The sequence below is a fragment of the Affinirhizobium straminoryzae genome (assembly GCF_007004135.1).
Lineage (GTDB): Bacteria > Pseudomonadota > Alphaproteobacteria > Rhizobiales > Rhizobiaceae > Neorhizobium > Neorhizobium straminoryzae.
Genome location: NZ_VJMG01000082.1, coordinates 1 through 16991, shown reverse-complemented (window position 1 = coordinate 16991; position 16991 = coordinate 1). Strand labels below are relative to the sequence as shown.

Sequence of the window (16991 nt, the reverse complement as noted above, 5' to 3'; positions counted from 1 at the left end):
CGAGGATCAGGTGCTGTAGAGGCGATAGCGGCTGCCCGGATAGAGCAGGCGAACCGAGGAAATGACGCCGCCTTGCGACCAGGTTCGGCGCCGAACCAGAAGGCAGGGTTCCGTCTTGGAGATCGCCAGCAGCTTGCATTCCCAGGGCTGCGCCGTCACCGCCTCGATATGTTGCTCGGCCCTGACGATCGGCGCTACGGCGGTCAGATATCCGTTGGGCGTCGTCCTTGCGAAATCCTGCTCGATATAGTGCGGCACGATCGCGTGGTTGACGAACCGGTCCTCGATCTGCATCGGTATGGAATCGTCCGCATGAACCATGATCGAATGGGACACCGGGCTGCCGATCTCGATGGCAAGCGCTTCTGCCAGTTGCGCATCGGCGGTTTCCATGCGCAGCGCGATCACGTTTGCCGTATGAACGCCGCCATTGCGGGTGATCTCGTCGGCAATGTTGGGAACGCTCTGGAACTGGGATGTGCGTTTCTTGCTGGCGACGAAGGAGCCCTTGCCCTGCACGCGGACAAGAAACCCTTCATCCGCCAGTTCGCGCAAGGCGCGATTGGCGGTCATGCGGCTGACGCCGAGCAGGTCGACCAGTTCGTTTTCCGAAGGCACTCGCTGCCCGATGGACCACTCGCCGGTCTCGACACGGCTTCGAACATAATCCTTGAGCGTGACGTAAAGCGGCTTGTCGGATGCCTGCTCGTCCCGCGCTTTTTCGACCTGGTTCTCTACCGTCTGCATGAGGCTCCACAAAGCGAACGACAAGTGTTCGGCATCTGACACATCTTCAGCGCGTGCGCGGGTATGGTGAGTGCCATACCCGCGAAGCTCGGTCAGTTCAACTTGTGTTTCGCCAGCCATTCATCGGCGACGACGTCGAAGCTGTCGTGATTGGCCAGACGACCGTTCATGACGATCAAATCATCGGTCGTCAAAGCGGCAGACACGGCATCGAGCGTCTTCGTCACGACGTCGCTGACCTTTGCCTTGGCAATGACCGGCACGATGTTCTGGGCCGGAAACAGGTTCTTGACGTCTTCGAGGATGACCAGCTTGTTGTCCGCAATCGCCGGGTCTGTCGAGAACAGGTTTGCCGCCTGGACCTGATCATTCACCAGTGCCGAAAGCGTCAGCGGGCCGCCGACATCGAGCGACTTGAACGACTTGAACTCGAGGCCGTACAGTTCCTTCAGGCCGATGATGCCTTCCTTGCGCGTCTTCCATTCCGGAGGACCACCCAGCACCAGCTGGGACGCAACCGGTGCGAGATCGGCAATCGTCTTCAGCTTGTATTTCTCGGCGGTCGCGCGGGTCACGGCAACACCGTCGGAATCCTGCGCCTGCGATGGCGTCAGCATCGAAACGCCGGCCGGCAGCGCGGCTTTCAGGGCCTTGGCGACGTCTTCCGGCGAATGCGCCGTTGCGTTCTTGTCGAGATAGCTCAACGTCGCGCCGGCATATTCCGGCAGGAGGTCGATCGACCCGTCGAGAAGCGCCGGCATGTAAACCTCGCGGCTGCCGATGTTGAGCTTCGTGTCGGTCTTGATGCCCTTTGCCGCAAGCGCCTTGGCATAGATGGTGGCCAGAAGCTGGCTCTCCGGGAAATCCGCCGAGCCGACGATGATGGTGGTCTTGTCTGTGCGTGCGGCCGGAGCAGCCCCGAGGGGATCGGTCTGGGCAAGCGTCGTGGTGGCGGAAAGCGCCATTAGCGCAAACGCGCCGGCGGCCTTTAAGATACTGAATGCCATGCTAGCTACTCCTTGAGGTTCAACGTCATGAGACTGAAAACGCGGTTTGGTGAACGGTCGCCCGCCTAGAGCCGGCGGGTGAGGCCCGGTGAGACTGTCAGCCTGGACAGGATGCCGATTGCCAGATCGACGAGGAGGGCCAGAGCGCCGACCAGGACGGCACCTGCCGCCATCTGGTAGTAATCGTTCTGGGCGCGGCCATCGATGATGAGGCGCCCGAGCCCGCCCAGCGAAACGTAAGCGGCAATGGTGGCCGTCGATATGATCTGCAGCGTCGCGCTGCGCAGCCCGGAGAAGATCAGCGGCAGGGCGCAGGGAAGTTCGACATCGAAGAGAATGTCGAGCGGGCGTTTGCCCATGCCGCGTGCCGCATCCACCGCTGCCGGATCCACCGCCGCAACGCCGGCATAGGTTCCGCTCATGATGGGCGGCACGGCAAGCAGGACGAGCACGATGATGCTCGGCACGATGAAAGCCATGTCGGAGGCAAAGACAGGCCCGAACAGGATCACCAGAAGAACGATGAGGCCAAGGCTTGGCAGCGAGCGCAAGGCATTGGCAAGCCCGGCGATCAGGACGACGCCGCGGCCCGTATGTCCGACATAGAGACCGATCGGCAGGCCGATCAGGCAGGCAAAGAAGAGGGCGACCCCGCTATAGATCAGATGCTGGATGACAAGCGCGAACACCCCGTCGCTTCCCGTCCAATGGGTCGGGTCTGAAAACCATGCAATCATCGCTCGGCACCTCCCGGCTGCCAGGGTGTCATGCGTTTCGCGGCAAACAGCACGAGACCGTCCAGCAGTGCGGCAAGCAGCACGCAAAGCACGATGCCGGCAATGATGGGCGTCAGGAACCGCAGTTGAAGCCCCTGCGTGAACAGCAGCCCGAGCTGCGGCGTGCCGATCAGGGCTGCGACCGAGACGATGCTGACATTGGAGACAACAGCAACCCGAAGCCCCGCCGCAATCACCGGAACGGCAAGGGGAAGTTCAACGACAAAGAGGCGTGGCAGCCTGCGATAGCCCATGGCATTGGCCGCCTGGATGACATCCGGCGGGACAGATTCAAGGCCGTCGCTGACCGTGCGCACCAGAAGCGCGAGCGCGTAGACCGTGAGCGCCACGACCACATTCATCGGATCGAGAATACGTGTGCCGAGCACAAGCGGCAGAAGCACGAAGAGGGCCAGGGACGGAATGGTATAGAGCAGGCCTGCCGCACCGAGCAGGGTCGAACGGAAGAACCCCGCCCGTTGCGCAAGCCATCCCAGCGGCAAAGCAAGGAGTAATCCGATCACTACGGGGATCACGGACAGCCCGAGGTGCCAGAGAAAGAGTTCGGCGATGCGGCCGGACTCGCGGTAGAGCCAGTCGAACCTCATGGCTGCGTCCCCAGGCGACCGGTGCGCGCGGCTTCGATGGCTTCGGCAACATGCGACAGTGTCACGGTGCCCATCAACTCGCCGGACTGACCGACAATCACGCCACGGCCCGACGGAGAGCTGAGCACCGCGTCGAGAACATGCCGCAGGCTGCTGCCTTCGACGGCAAGCGTGCCGCTGAGGTTGAGGTCGCCGTCCCGCAAGGGGCCTTTGAGGCTGTCGACATCCGCCCAGCCCAGCGGGCGGTTCAGGGGATCCGTAACGAGGACCCATCTGTCCGTGGCAATCTGGCGAAGGGTCTCGGGCGTTGCGCCCAGCGTTGCCGTCGGCTCGGCTCCGAGCGGCACGCCGCCCTTGGCGAATTCGGCAAAGCCAAGCACGCGATAACCGCGGTCACGCCCGATGAAATCGGCGACGAAGTCGTCCGCCGGTCTTGCCAGCAGTTCCTGCGGGGTCGCAACCTGCGCAAGCGTGCCGCCGGTGCGCAGAACGACCACCTGGTCGCCGAGCTTCAGAGCCTCGTCGATGTCATGCGTGACCATGATGATGGTCTTGCCGATGTCGCGCTGCAGCCGGAGGAACTCGTCCTGCAATTGCCCGCGCACGACCGGATCGACGGCGCTGAACGGTTCATCCATCAGCATGAATTTCGGATCGGATGCCAGGGCGCGGGCAACCCCCACGCGCTGCTGCTGTCCGCCGGAAAGCTGCCAAGGATAGCGATTGGCGAAAGCCGATGACAGCCCGACACGCTCCAGGAGATCATGGGCGATGCGCAGTGCCTGGTCCTTGGGGGTGCCGTTCAGCCGCGCCGTGGTCGCGATATTCTGCACGACGGTGCGATGCGGAAAAAGACCGGCGTTTTGAATGACGTAACCGATCTTGCGGCGCAGCACGGCAACATCCATCGTGTCCGTCGGTTCACCATCCAGAAGAATTCTGCCCGAAGAGGGCGCAATCAGCCGGTTCACCATCCGCAGCGAGGTGGTTTTGCCGCAACCGGACGGGCCGACGAAAATCGTCAGCTTCCCGGTGGGCGCTGTCAGCGACAGCTTGTCGACAGCAACGGTCTGGCCCCGATAGTGCTTGCTGACGGTATCGAATGTGATCATGGCGCAGTTCCCGTATCTCAGTCATCGGACCCGGCCCGTTCTCCGATGCTCTCTTGGTTGTCTATACAAGCATGAAGACAGGATCCGTGCAAGCGGGGTGCCCACGAAATCTACGTTTGTCGAAAGTGCTCAAAATTCATGCTGGCGGTGGGCAGGGTCGCTGTATGCTGGGGTCAGGAGATGGCAGACGCATGTCGCATCAACGTTTCGGTCAAAAGCGAGTTCCCGCCGTTGGTGGACGGCCCGTCCGACCCACAGATGGCGTCAGTTGCGGGCTATGCCATGATGCAATTTTTCGTCCCACCTGTCCTCGGTGCTTTTCTCGTCGACGGGATAGCTTTCAGCGCTGCGACGCACTGATGCTTTCAAGCCGCTTCGCCGTCCAATGCGTCTGAAGGGGCCGCCGGGCAGGTGGCGTTTTCATGATGGTTGTCTGCTCGATGGGATGCCGGTCCCTTATCGCTGCCGAGAGAGCATCCGCTTTCGCGCTACAGCGCGATGTTCCAACGTCAGTTGTCTGGACCCAAGGAAGGGTGACAGACGGGCCGGCGCCTCATCTGTTCCCGCTCGCTTCAAAAGGCTGCCCGGCGTTGCTACAGCCGGTGAGCGAGTGCAATGGCGTCCGCCGCCTCCGCGCATCGGTCGCTCAATCGGCTGGTTGCCACACGCAGATGATGGCTGGGCAGAATGGAAAACTTGCCGCCAGGAACAACCGCGATGTTGCGGGCGGCCAGTGTCACCATGGCAAAGGGCTCCGATTCCACTGGAACCCACAGGCATAATCCGCTGCCGGCCGGCGTCTGAATGCCGCGACTCGAGAGTTCCAGAGCCAGTCGATCACGTCTCGCCTGATAGATCGACCGTGCCTTTGCCACCCTGTCCGCTGCCTCTTCATCCTGCAGCAGCCAGGCCGCCGCCGCCTGCAGCATTCGGCTGGTCCAGCCAGCACTGAAGGCGCGGTAGGACTGGATCTGCTCGATAATCGCCGAAGAGCTGGAGACGACAGCCAGTCTGAGGTCCGGCCCAAGCGTTTTCGAATAGGACAGAATGTGGACGGTTCTGTCGGGAAAGTGCGAGCCAAGGGAAACGGGTCTGGTGGACGAAATGTCGCCAATCCCGTCGTCCTCGATGATCAGTGTATCGCTGCCAGCCAGAATCTGCCCCAGTTCGTCCATGCGTTCCGCGCTGACGGTCTGTCCCGTGACGGAGTGCAGACGCGGCTGGAAGAGAAAGGCTGCTGGCCGCTCCTTCAGGGCCTCGCGCAAGGAAGCCGGTGTCGGTCCATGCATATCGGAGACGACCGGCACGATCCGCACGCCAAGATCTTCGAGAATATCGAGCAGGCGCATGGCTGTCGGATGCTCGATCGCCACCACGGAACCCGGCATCAGCAGTGCGCGCACCGTTGTGTAGACTGCATTGTAGCCGCCATTGGTGGCCAGAAAAGCCTCTGGCACATAGGGCCACTCTGCCATCACCGCATCGCGAAGCTCCGGCACGATCCGGCTTCGCTCATAGCTGTTCAGATCGCCGACGTTCGCCGCATGCGCGAGAGCCTTGTCGAGCCGCGGCAGAAGGGTGACGTCCGGCACCGCCATGGAAAGGTCGAGGACGCCGTCTGCATAATTGCCGGAACTGGCAAGGCGCTCCGGCTTGGCGACGAAGCGTTCGCCGCTCACCCAGGTTCCATTGCGGCCGCGCCCGGTGATGATCTTCTGGCGCCGAAGGTCGCTCCAGGCTTCCGATACAGTGGCGGGGCTTACGCCCAGTTCGTAGGCGAGATCGCGGATGGCGGGCAGACGGGAGCCGACGGGAAGAACGCCGGCGCGCACCAGCGCACTGGTCTCAAGCGCGATTCCGCGCTGTGTTCGATTGGTTATCTTTTCGGCAAGCCAGCGCGCAGTGGGGATTTCGCCCATTTTTGTCTCACTCTTAAATGTTCAATAACGTAATAACATTTGTGGATATCAAAATGAACATTTAGCGTGGCGGTCAGTGAACATTGTTGTGAGCATCCGAAATGGCTTTGAAACTCCGCCTCGCTCTGCGTGACTGGGATTACATGACCCCTCTCGTTCTGGGAGACGTTTCCTCTCCTCGCCTCGAGATCGAGGTGGATCGGGTCGGAACGCTGGTCGCCAACATCGCCAAGGACGAGGCGCATGATGCGGCGGAGATGTCTTTCAGCCGTTATGCGCAATTGCGTCATGATGGCGATGACAGCGTCGTCGGCATTCCGAACTTCATCATGCGCGGCTTCCGCCATCGCTGTGTCATCACCACGAAGAAAAGCCCGCTCAGGACCTTCGCCGATCTGGCCGGCAAGAAGATCGGCGTCACGGGCTGGCGCGATTCCGGCAATACGTGGACCCGTGCCGCTCTGCGCCGCGAAGGCGTCGGCGTGGAGGACGCCTATTGGTATGCGGGGCGGCTGACCGAGGCGCATCCGATTGTCGACCGCCTCGACGGTTTCGGGCGGCCTGGCCGCATCGAGGCGACCCCCGGCGAACGTCCGATGGTGGATCTCTTGATGGACGGCGGGCTGGATGCGGTTTTCACGCCTTTCATGCCCAAGGGCTTTTTCGACCATGACTCGGCGCTGCGTCCGCTTCTGGATGATTACCGGGCGTCTGAGGTGGCCTATTTCAACGCCGTTGGTTACGTCCCGGGCATGCATCTCATCGGCTTCAAGGCGGACTTCGTTGCCGAACATCCCTGGGTGATGGAGGAGCTGAGCGCCCTGATCGACGAATCCCAGCGCGTCTGGCTGGAAAAGCGCGAGAAATATGCCGATACCACCCCGTGGATGATTGATGAATTGCGCCGCTGTGCAGCCGATCTGCCGGCGGGCTGGAACACCAATGGTCTTGCGGCCAACGAACGCATGATCGCCGATTTTGCCGCCGAGCTTTACGAACAGAAGATTCTGGCTCGGCGCCTGACACCGCAGGAGCTCTTTCCGTGGCAGGCGGCCAACCTCTGACCGGCCGTCCGGCTCTGCGAGGTGATCACGAGATTTCAGGCATAGAAAAGGGAACAGCACATGAATGCCAAACTGATTGCATCTGCCGCCTTGATCGGCATGGTGATGACCGGCAACGTTCTTGCCGAGGATGCGGCACTTCCGACCCAGACCGTCAACGGTGAGCTTCGCGCGCGCCTGCCGGAAAAGATCCGCACCGAAGGGAAGATGATTTCCGTCAACAACGGCTCCTTTCCGCCCTATGAGATCGTGACGGGAACCAAGATGGAAGGTGCTAGCGAGGATCTGGCGAATGCCATCGGCCAGCTTCTTGGCATCCGGATCGAACATGCGACCGTTGGTGGCCTGCCGGCAGAACTGACGGGCATCAATGCCGGTCGCTACCAGTTCGCCATCGGTCCGGTCGGTGACTTCAAGAGCCGTGAAGAGGCCAACGACTTTGTCGACTGGGTTCAGGAATTCGTCGTCTTTGCGGTGCAGAAGGGCAATCCCAAGGGCATCACTTCGCTGGACACCGCCTGCGGCAACCGCATTGCCGTGATGTCCGGCGGTTCTGCCGAGCGCGTCATCCAGGTGCAGGCGGACAAGTGCAAGGCCGATGGCAAGAGCCCCATCGAAGTCCAGTCCTATACCGACCAGCCAAGCTCCATTCTGGCTGTTCGCTCCAAGCGGGCGGACGCCTTTTTCTCCTCCCAGGCCCCGCTCACCTATTTCGTTTCGCAGGCAAACGGCCAGCTGGAGCTGACGGGTGTCGGCCAGAAGAACGGCTTTGAGGACCTGTATCAGGGGGCCGTCGTTCCGAAGGGATCGGAGCTCGGTCCGCTGCTGAAGGATGCCATCCAGATCCTGATGGACAACGGCACCTATGCCGCCGTCATGAAGAAATGGGGTCTTGAGAACAATATGCTCAAGCAGGCCGGCATCAACCTCGGAGGGCAGTTGCCCAAATGAGTGATCGCACCGCCTCGAATGCACCGCCTTCGGGCGGTGCGGACTTCCGGGATGTGGCCACAGCCCACACGCCCTTCCGGACCGGACGCCTGGTCCTGTGGCTCGTCATCATTCTCGTGGTGGCGGATTTTGCCTGGATCGTTGCCAACAACGAAAACTTCGGCTGGCCGGTCGTCGCACACTATTTCTTTGATCCCGTCGTCATGAGCGGCCTGACCGTCAGTCTCGGGCTGACGGTGGTCGGCATGCTTCTCGGCATCGCCTTTGGCCTCATCATCGCGATTGCGCGCATGTCGAATGATCGACTGGCGCGTTCGTTCGCCTCGCTGTTCATCTGGTTCTTCCGCGGCACGCCGCTGCTCGTCCAGCTGATCTTCTGGTACAACATGTCGACGCTGTTTCCCCAGCTGTCGATTGCCATCCCGTTTGGCCCCACGCTGGTGAGCTGGGAGACCAATTCGGTCATCACGCCCATGACGGCGGCGATTGTTGGCCTTGCCCTCAACGAAGCCGCCTACATGGCCGAAATCATCCGTGGCGGTCTTCTGTCGGTCGATCGCGGTCAGTCGGAAACCGCCGAGGCTTTCGGGATGACGCGGGCCCGTGCGCTGTGGCGGATCATCATTCCGCAGGCCATGCGCTCCATCGTGCCGCCCACCGGCAACCAGCTGATCAGCATGATCAAAGCGACCTCGCTCGTCAGCGTGATTGCCATGGCCGATCTGCTCTATTCGGTGCAGTCCATCTACAACCGCACCTTTGAGATCATTCCCATGCTGCTGGTTGCGGTCATCTGGTACCTGATGATCACCACCGTTCTCAATATCGGCCAGAGCTATATCGAGGCCTATTACGGTCGCAGCGATCGCCGTAACGCGACTGTCGCCAAGCCCGCTGCCGTGACAGAGGAGGCAAGCCATTGACGACCGCCAATTCGCAAACGCCTCTCGTTGAAGCCCGCAACGTCCACAAGTCCTTCGATCAGCTGGAGGTGCTGAAGGGCATCGACCTCGATGTCATGCCGGGTGAAGTGGTGGTGATCCTCGGCCCGTCCGGCTCCGGCAAATCCACCTTCCTGCGCTGCATCAACCATCTGGAGGCGATCCAGAAGGGCTATATCCAGGTGGATGGCGAGCAGATCGGCTACGCGCTCCGCAAGGGGCGCCTCGAAAAACTTTCCGCTAATGGCATCGCCAGGCAGCGCCGCAAGATCGGCATGGTGTTCCAGCAGTTCAACCTTTATCCGCACATGACGGTGCTGCAGAACATCATCGAGGCACCGATCGGTATCCATGGCGAAAGCCGCCAGGAGGCGATCGCCAATGCCATGCGGCTTCTGGAACGCGTCGGCCTGTCGGAGAAGGCGCAGAGCTATCCGCGTCAGCTCTCCGGCGGTCAGCAGCAACGCGTCGCCATCGCCCGCGCGCTCGCCATCCGCCCGAAACTGATGCTCTTCGATGAACCCACATCGGCGCTCGACCCGGAACTTGTTGGCGAAGTTCTGGCCACCATGCGCGATCTCGCCAGACAAGGCCTCACGATGATCGTGGTCACCCATGAAATCGGCTTCGCGCGCGAGGCCGCCGACCGCGTCATCTTCATGGATGGCGGCCACATCGTCGAGATGGGCAAGCCGGAGGATGTCATCGGCAATCCGCAGCATCCCCGCACGCAGGCCTTTCTGTCGCGCTTCCTCTAGCGCGACCGCCAGCCGCATTCTCCCCACCTTGGCGCCGGTCCTTTGGCCGGCGTTCTTTTCCCGGATTTCGGAATATCCTGATGCTCAACGACAATCACTTTGCCCGCGTTTGCGATTTTGATGCCATGGAGGCGGATCTCAAGGCAACGCGACACTATCTGCACGCCCATCCCGAGCTTTCCCAGGAGGAGGTCGAGACGTCGCGTTTCGTGGCGGACAAGCTCGAAGCCTGGGGCTATGCCGTGACGCGCCATGTCGGCGGTCACGGTGTCGTGGCGGTGCTGAAGAACGGCAACGGCAAGAAAAGCATCGGCATTCGTGCCGACATGGATGCGCTCCCCATCGAGGAGGCTACCGGGCTTGCCTATGCCAGCAAGACGCCGGGCAAGATGCATGCCTGCGGCCATGACGGCCATACAACAGTCCTGCTCGGTGCGGCCGAATATCTTGCCCGCACGCGCCGCTTCGATGGCACCGTGACCCTGATCTTCCAGCCGGCGGAGGAGAATGGACGCCCGAGCGGCGCGCAGCAGATGATTGCCGACGGGCTGTTCGAGCGTTTCCCCATGGATGCGATCTTCGGCCTGCACAATCATCCCGGTGCGCCGGAAGGCACGATCCTGCTGCGGTCCGGCCCGATCATGGCCTCGTCCGACACGGTCAACATCACCATCAAGGGCAAGGGCGGCCATGCCTCGCGCCCGCACCTGACCATCGATCCCGTGGTGGTCGCCTGCAATCTGGTGGTCGCCCTCCAGACGGTGGTGTCCCGCAACATCGATCCGACACAGACGGCGGTGGTGACGGTCGGAACCATCCATGCCGGGGAAGCCGTCAATGTCATTCCGGAATATGCCCGGCTCGCGCTCAGCGTGCGAAGCTTCGAGCCGAAGATCCGGGCGCTTCTGGAGCAGCGCATCACCAAGCTCGCCCGTTCCGTGGCCGATGGTTTCGATGCCACGATCGGCATTCACTACGACCACGGCTATCCGGTGGTGGTCAATTCCGAGGCCGAGACGGCCTTTGCCCGCACCGTCGCGGAGGAACTGATCGGTGCGGACAAGGTGGCCACGTGCCCCCTGATCCCCGGCAGCGAGGATTTTGCCTATTTCCTCGAACGCAAGCCGGGAAGCTTCCTGCGCCTCGGCAACGGCCTGTCGTCTGCCATCCTGCACAGCCCGAACTATGACTTCGCCGATGGCAGCCTGACAGTCGGGGCCGCCATGTGGGCGCGTCTGGCGGAGCGGTTCCTGCAGGATTGACGGCGTGTGAGGCCAACGTCCGCACCTTTCGCCTTGGAGAAGCGGGCAGCGCTGCCCGTAGTCGGACACCTGTTCATCCTTAGCCGCGCGGAAGGGCCGCGACCTTTGCTGGACAGGCTCGCTTTCAGGCTCCTATAGTGGTGGCATTGAAAATTGCGATGCAACAGACATGAACATGGCGACCCCCACTCTCGCATCTGACAATGCACGAGAGGACAAAATACACTCCAATCCGCAGCGCCTCGGCGCGCGTCTGAAGCTTGCGCGGCAGACGCGCGGGCTGACCTTGAAGGCGCTCGCACAGGCAGCCGACTGCTCGGAAAGCCTGCTTTCCAAGATTGAGAACGGCAAGGCCTCGCCGTCCTTGCCGATGCTGCACCGGCTGGTCCAGGCGCTCGATTCCAATATCGGCTGGATGTTCGAGGAAACCGATACGGATGAAGGGGTGGTGTTCCGGGCCGGCAATCGCCCTCTGATATCGCTGGATCCGCTGCGACGTGGCGAGGGGATCTCCCTGGAGCGGGTCATTCCCTATTCGCCCGGCCACCTTCTCCAGTGCAACATCCATCACATCGACGTCGATGGCGAAAGCGCCGGCCCCATTCAGCATGTGGGGGAAGAGGTGGGCTATGTGCTTGTCGGCGAAATCGAGCTTATGATCGCCGACAAGACTTTCCGGCTTTCCGCGGGCGACAGCTTTGTCTTCAATTCCGAACTTCCGCACTGGTATCGCAATGTGGGCCAGGAGCGGGCCTCCATCTTCTGGGTCAATACGCCGCCGACATTCTGAATACGCCCCCCGAAATTTGAGGGTTTCTGGCTATTCAAGTCTCTTGACATTAATTCAAGTTACTTGAATATTTCTCCTTGTCGGATCGGTGCCGGACACGGCGCCATAAAAGGGGAACCATAAAATGGGTCGGACTCGTTATTTCATGGGCTGCGTCGCAGCCGCCGCCATGACGCTTTCCATGGGCGTCTCGCATGCCTTTGCCGAGACTTTCGCGCTTGTCACCATCAACCAGCAGGCGCTGTTCTTCAACCAGATCAATGATGGCGCCAAGGCTGCAGCAAAGGCGGCCGGCGCCGACCTCGTGATCTTCAATGCCAACAACGTGCCCGCGGCACAGAATGACGCCATCGAAAACTACATCACCCAGAAGGTCGACGGCATCATTCTCGTCGCCATCGATGTCAACGGCGTGAAGCCCGCGATCACGGCGGCCAAGAAGGCCGGAATTCCCGTCATCGCCATCGATGCGCAGATTCCGGATGGCGACAACATCGCCTTCGTCGGCGTTGACAACACGGCCGCCGGCAAGGACATCGGCAAGTTCTTCTCCGATTACGTGAAGACCAGCATGGGTGGCGCGGCAAAGGTTGGCGTCGTCGGTGCGCTGAATTCCTTCATCCAGAACCAGCGCCTCGATGGCTTCAAGGCCGCCGTTGCGGCAGGGGGCCAGAAGGTGACGTTCCTCGATACAGTCGATGGCCAGAACGTGCAGGACGTGGCGCTGTCGGCTGCCGAAAACCTGATGACTGCCAATCCCGACATGTCTGCCCTTTATGCGACGGGCGAGCCGGCGCTGCTCGGTGCTGTTTCTGCCGTCACCAGCCAGGGCCGGACCGGTTCGATCAAGGTCTTTGGCTGGGATCTGACGAAATCCGCCATCGACGGCATCGACCAGGGCTTTGTCACCGCGGTCATCCAGCAGGATCCGGCCGGCGAGGGCAAGGCCGCCGTCGAAGCGCTCGTGAAGGTGAAGAAGGGCCAGACGATCGACAAGATCATCAACGTCCCCGTCACCATCGTGACGAAGGCGAATGTCGATCAGTTCCGCGCGATGTTCAAATAAGGCGCCGTTTCGCAGGCCACCCGATCCGCATAAGGAGCGGGTGGCGTCAGGGGAGGGCGGCGCCTGCCGATGGCAGGCCAGCCGCTCTCCGTGTTCCGAGGCGCCGAATTCCGGGAATGTCTGTCTGGCGTTCCCATCCGGCGTCGCCGCAAGGGCCATAGACCATGACCGACACGTCCGTCAGCCGCGTCCGCATGACCGGCATTTCCAAGCGCTACGGCGCTCTCCAATCGCTCGACAATGCCTCGCTCGATCTGAAGCCCGGCGAAGTCCTCGGCCTTGTCGGAGACAATGGTGCGGGGAAATCGACCATCAGCAAGGTTCTCTCGGGCGCCGTCATTCCCGATACCGGCACGATCGAGATCGACGGCAGGACCGTCTCCTTCACGTCGCCGGCGGATGCGCGCGCCGCCCGCATCGAAATGGTCTACCAGGACCTTGCGCTCTGCGACACGATTGATGTCGCGGGTAATCTCTTCCTCGGCCGCGAACCGAAGCGACGACTGGCAGGCGTGCCCATGCTCGACAAGACGCTGATGCATGCGCGGGCCCGCGACATGCTCTCCAATCTCGGCATCGTCATTCCCGATACGCGCATGAAGGTGGAAAACCTGTCGGGCGGGCAGCGCCAGTCGATCGCCATCGGTCGCGCCGCCTCCTTCAATCCCTCCGTCCTCATCATGGACGAGCCGACGGCGGCACTCGCCGTGGCGGAGGTCGAAGCGGTGCTGGAACTCATCCGCACCGTCTCGAAGCGCGGCGTCTCCGTCATCCTCATCACCCATCGCCTGCAGGATCTCTTCCTCGTCTGCGACCGCATCCAGGTCATGTACGAGGGGCGAAACGTCGCCGAGCGGCGGATCGAGGACACCAATATCGAAGAGGTGGTCAATCTCATCGTCGGGCGCAAGTTTGCCGCCCGCTCCGCAGGCCATCCCGCTGAAAGGAGCGTTTCCGCATGAGCGCCGAACCCAATGCCTATGCCGGCCATCAGCCGCGGATGCGCGAGGCGACCCTTCTCGACAGGACCATTGCCCATGGCGGCGTCATGTCGATTGCGCTGTTCTTCATCGTCTGCTGCCTGTTTTTCTCGGTCACCACCAATGCCTTCCTGACGGCGCCGAACCTGCTCAACATCGTGCGGCAGTCCGCGCCGCTGCTGATTGTCGCGGCCGCCATGACCTTCGTGATTACCACCGGCGGTATCGATCTTTCGGTCGGTTCGGTGCTGGCGCTGACGGCGACGCTATCGGCCGCATCCCTGCAGGCCGGCATTCCCTGGCCGGTGGCGATCCTCATGATGCTGGCGCTCGGTGCGCTGGTCGGCGTGATCCAGGGCTACTTCATCGCCTATGAACGTATTCCCGCCTTCATCGTCACGCTGGCCGGTCTGTCGGTCATCCGGGGTTTTGCGCTGCTGATCACCGGCGGCTATTCGATCCCGATCGAACCGACGAGCCCCTTCGTGGCAATCGGCCGGGCCTGGGTCTTCGGCATTCCCGCTCCGGCGTTGATCGCCACCGTCGTTCTCGTCATCGCCTATATCGTCTTCAACGAGACCCATTTCGGCCGCTACGTGACGGGCGTGGGGGCCAATGCCGAGGCTACCCGCCGGGCGGGCGTGGATACCCGGCGCATCATCCTCTGGGTCTATGTGCTGTCGGGCATGGCCGCCGCCGCCGCCGGCATCATCCTCGCCGCCCGCCTCGGCTCCGGTTCTTCCAATGCAGGCCAGGGCTTCGAGCTGGACGTCATCGCGGCCGTGGTGCTCGGCGGCACGAGCCTGTTTGGAGGGCGTGGGTCGCTGGCGGGCACCATCCTCGGGGCGCTTACCGTAGCGGTGCTGGCAAACGGTCTGATCCTGTCGCATCTGTCGCCGTTCTTCACGCCCATCGTCACCGGCTTCATCATTCTGGTCGCCATCTGGCTCAATTTCCGCCTGTTCCGCGGCGGCGCGCGAGGTCGCTGAGATGATGGACCATCTGTTTGCCGAAAAGCCGCGCGAGCGCCACCCGATCGGTGTCGGGACCGGTTGCGCCATGACGGTGACCGGCCCCGTTCCGGTGGACGATCTCGGCGTGACGCTGATGCACGAGCACATCTTTCTGGACGGTGCCCGCAGCTGGATATGCCCATGCCACCCCGATGAGAAGGCGATTGCCGAGCAGAAGGTCTCGATGGAGATCATCGGCGAGTTGCGGATGAACCCCTACATGAACCGCGACAATGTCTCGCTGGACGACGGGGATCTGGCGCTCAGCGAGTTGAAGCGATTCCAGTCGCTTGGCGGCTGCACCGTGGTGGAAACCACCAATTTCGGCATCGGGCGCGATGCGGAGGGCCTTGCCCGGATTGCCCGTATGTCCGGCCTGCGTATCGTGATGGGGACGGGGTTCTATCTCGAACACACCCATCCCGACTGGCTGAAGGGCATGGACATTGACGAGGTGACGGCCTTTATCGTCAACGATGTCGGCGGGGGCGAGACCCAGCCCGGGATCATAGCCGGCATCATCGGCGAGGTCGGCGTCAGCCGTCATTTCACGGCGGAGGAGGAGAAGTCGCTTCGCGCCTCGGCGCGGGCCTCGCGCCTCACCGGCCTGCCGCTTTCCATCCACCTGCCGGGCTGGGAGCGGCTGGCGCATCGCGTGCTCGATGTCATCGAGGAGGAGGGGGCGGATCTTCGTCACACCGTGCTCTGCCACATGAACCCGAGCCATGACGATCTCGATTACCAGATGGCGCTTGCCCGCCGCGGCGCCTTTCTGGAATACGACATGATCGGCATGGACTATTACTATGCCGATCAGGATGCCCAGTCGCCGTCCGACGAACAGAATGCGCGCGCCATCGCGACCCTCGTCGACAGGGGCTTTGCCGATCGGCTGCTTCTGTCGCAGGATGTGTTCCTGAAGATCATGCTGACCCGTTACGGCGGTTTCGGCTACGGCTACATCCTCAAGCACTTCCTGCCGCGCCTGAAGCGCCATGGTGTGGACCAGGCCGCCATCGACCGCATGCTGGTCGAAAATCCCAAAACCGTGTTTTCCGCCGGGCGCTGAGCGCCGGCATCGTGTGAAGGAGTTTCCATGACCAAGAAGAAAGTGCTGCTCGCCGGCGAATCCTGGGTATCGACCGCGACCCACATCAAGGGTTTCGACCAGTTTCCGACCGTCACCTATCACACCGGCGCTGATGAACTGCTCAGCGCCCTGAAGGAAAGCCCGTTCGAGGTCACTTTCATGCCCGCGCATGAGGCGCAGCGCGACTTCCCGCTGACGCTCGAAGGCCTTCAGGCCTATGACGCCATCGTCCTGTCGGATATCGGCGCCAATACGCTGCTTCTGCATCCCGATACCTGGATCCATTCGCGCCGCACGCCGAACCGGCTGAAGCTGCTAAAGGAGTATGTCGCAGGCGGCGGAGCGCTGCTGATGTTCGGCGGCTATTATTCCTTTCAAGGTATCAATGGTGGCGCGCGTTACCGCAACACGCCGGTCGAGGAGGTTCTGCCCGTCTCCTGCCTGCCGGTGGATGACCGCGTCGAGGTTCCGGAAGGTTTTTCGCCGGTCGTCTCCGGCGATGCGAACCACCCCATCCTCTCCGGCATTTCCGGCGCGTTTCCCTATCTTCTGGGATTCAACGAGGTGGTGCTGAAGGAAGGCGCCCAACAGCTGATGACCGTTTCCAGCGAATACGGCTCCCTGCCCCTGTTGGTGACCGGTACCTATGGCGAAGGCCGCACGGTCGTCTGGACCTCGGATGTCGGCCCGCACTGGCTGCCACCGGAATTCATTGCCTGGCCGGGATACAAGACGCTGTTTGCGCAGATGCTGGCCTGGGCAACGGACTGAAGCCGCACCATGACCGTTCACGTCGTCGGCAATGTCTGCGTCGATAGCAGCTTTCACCTGGCGCGGCTTCCGCAACCGGGGGAGACGCTGAATGCCGACGGCGTGGAAGAGGGGCTCGGCGGCAAGGGCGCCAATC

17 protein-coding genes and 1 pseudogene are annotated in these 16991 nt (G+C 62.0%); 12 read left to right on the top strand and 6 right to left on the bottom strand.

Annotated elements, in window-relative coordinates; genetic code table 11:
• Positions 1 to 6 precede the first annotated feature (6 nt).
• The 6 genes from hutC to FNA46_RS23490 all read right to left on the bottom strand — a co-directional run bounded on the left by hutC (position 7) and on the right by FNA46_RS23490 (position 6169).
• Positions 7 to 747, bottom strand: a complete 741-nt coding sequence (hutC, locus tag FNA46_RS23515; RefSeq protein ID WP_143127656.1) for a histidine utilization transcriptional repressor HutC — start codon at positions 745 to 747, stop codon at positions 7 to 9.
• Between the two features lie 92 nt (positions 748 to 839).
• Positions 840 to 1754: an ABC transporter substrate-binding protein gene (locus FNA46_RS23510; RefSeq protein WP_143127655.1), complete on the bottom strand. Its 915-nt coding sequence runs from the start codon at positions 1752 to 1754 to the stop codon at positions 840 to 842.
• 65 nt (positions 1755 to 1819) lie between these two features.
• On the bottom strand, positions 1820 to 2491 hold the full coding sequence (locus FNA46_RS23505; protein ID WP_143127654.1) for an ABC transporter permease: 672 nt from the start codon (positions 2489 to 2491) through the stop codon (positions 1820 to 1822).
• Positions 2488 to 3138 carry an ABC transporter permease gene (locus tag FNA46_RS23500; RefSeq protein ID WP_143127653.1) on the bottom strand — a complete coding sequence of 217 codons (651 nt, stop codon included), beginning with the start codon at positions 3136 to 3138 and terminating at the stop codon, positions 2488 to 2490. The genes FNA46_RS23505 and FNA46_RS23500 overlap by 4 nt, the downstream gene beginning before the upstream one ends.
• Entirely contained in the window at positions 3135 to 4250 is a 1116-nt protein-coding gene (locus FNA46_RS23495; protein WP_143127652.1) for an ABC transporter ATP-binding protein, read from the bottom strand. The genes FNA46_RS23500 and FNA46_RS23495 overlap by 4 nt, the downstream gene beginning before the upstream one ends.
• 593 nt (positions 4251 to 4843) lie before the next feature.
• Positions 4844 to 6169 (bottom strand): aminotransferase-like domain-containing protein, encoded by a 1326-nt coding sequence (locus tag FNA46_RS23490; protein WP_143127651.1) that lies wholly within the window; start codon positions 6167 to 6169, stop codon positions 4844 to 4846.
• A gap of 101 nt (positions 6170 to 6270) precedes the next feature.
• Here FNA46_RS23490 and FNA46_RS23485 point away from each other — a divergent pair, with 101 nt between their 5' ends.
• From FNA46_RS23485 to FNA46_RS26470, 12 genes and pseudogenes are all read left to right on the top strand, one after another.
• Positions 6271 to 7233, top strand: a complete 963-nt coding sequence (locus tag FNA46_RS23485) for a substrate-binding domain-containing protein (RefSeq protein ID WP_143127650.1) — start codon at positions 6271 to 6273, stop codon at positions 7231 to 7233.
• A gap of 60 nt (positions 7234 to 7293) precedes the next feature.
• Positions 7294 to 8184 carry an ABC transporter substrate-binding protein gene (locus FNA46_RS23480; protein ID WP_143127649.1) on the top strand — a complete coding sequence of 297 codons (891 nt, stop codon included), beginning with the start codon at positions 7294 to 7296 and terminating at the stop codon, positions 8182 to 8184.
• Complete coding sequence (locus FNA46_RS23475) at positions 8181 to 9107, top strand: amino acid ABC transporter permease (protein ID WP_143127648.1); 927 nt, start codon at positions 8181 to 8183, stop codon at positions 9105 to 9107. Before FNA46_RS23480 ends, FNA46_RS23475 begins: the two co-directional genes overlap by 4 nt.
• On the top strand, positions 9104 to 9883 hold the full coding sequence (locus FNA46_RS23470) for an amino acid ABC transporter ATP-binding protein (RefSeq protein ID WP_143127647.1): 780 nt from the start codon (positions 9104 to 9106) through the stop codon (positions 9881 to 9883). The genes FNA46_RS23475 and FNA46_RS23470 overlap by 4 nt, the downstream gene beginning before the upstream one ends.
• Positions 9884 to 9963: 80 nt before the next feature.
• Positions 9964 to 11145: a M20 aminoacylase family protein gene (locus FNA46_RS23465; RefSeq protein ID WP_425468802.1), complete on the top strand. Its 1182-nt coding sequence runs from the start codon at positions 9964 to 9966 to the stop codon at positions 11143 to 11145.
• Positions 11146 to 11320: 175 nt separating this feature from the next.
• Positions 11321 to 11935: a cupin domain-containing protein gene (locus tag FNA46_RS23460; protein WP_143127645.1), complete on the top strand. Its 615-nt coding sequence runs from the start codon at positions 11321 to 11323 to the stop codon at positions 11933 to 11935.
• Positions 11936 to 12059: 124 nt separating this feature from the next.
• Entirely contained in the window at positions 12060 to 13001 is a 942-nt protein-coding gene (locus FNA46_RS23455) for an ABC transporter substrate-binding protein (protein WP_143127644.1), read from the top strand.
• Between the two features lie 164 nt (positions 13002 to 13165).
• Complete coding sequence (locus FNA46_RS23450) at positions 13166 to 13963, top strand: ATP-binding cassette domain-containing protein (RefSeq protein WP_143127643.1); 798 nt, start codon at positions 13166 to 13168, stop codon at positions 13961 to 13963.
• A 38-nt stretch (positions 13964 to 14001) separates the two neighbouring features.
• Complete coding sequence (locus FNA46_RS23445; RefSeq protein WP_246103331.1) at positions 14002 to 14970, top strand: ABC transporter permease; 969 nt, start codon at positions 14002 to 14004, stop codon at positions 14968 to 14970.
• 4 nt (positions 14971 to 14974) lie between these two features.
• Positions 14975 to 16063 (top strand): phosphotriesterase family protein, encoded by a 1089-nt coding sequence (locus tag FNA46_RS23440; RefSeq protein ID WP_143127667.1) that lies wholly within the window; start codon positions 14975 to 14977, stop codon positions 16061 to 16063.
• 27 nt (positions 16064 to 16090) lie between these two features.
• On the top strand, positions 16091 to 16855 hold the full coding sequence (locus FNA46_RS23435; RefSeq protein ID WP_143127641.1) for a glutamine amidotransferase: 765 nt from the start codon (positions 16091 to 16093) through the stop codon (positions 16853 to 16855).
• Positions 16856 to 16864: 9 nt separating this feature from the next.
• Positions 16865 to 16991: pseudogene (locus FNA46_RS26470) on the top strand (ribokinase); the annotation flags it as partial.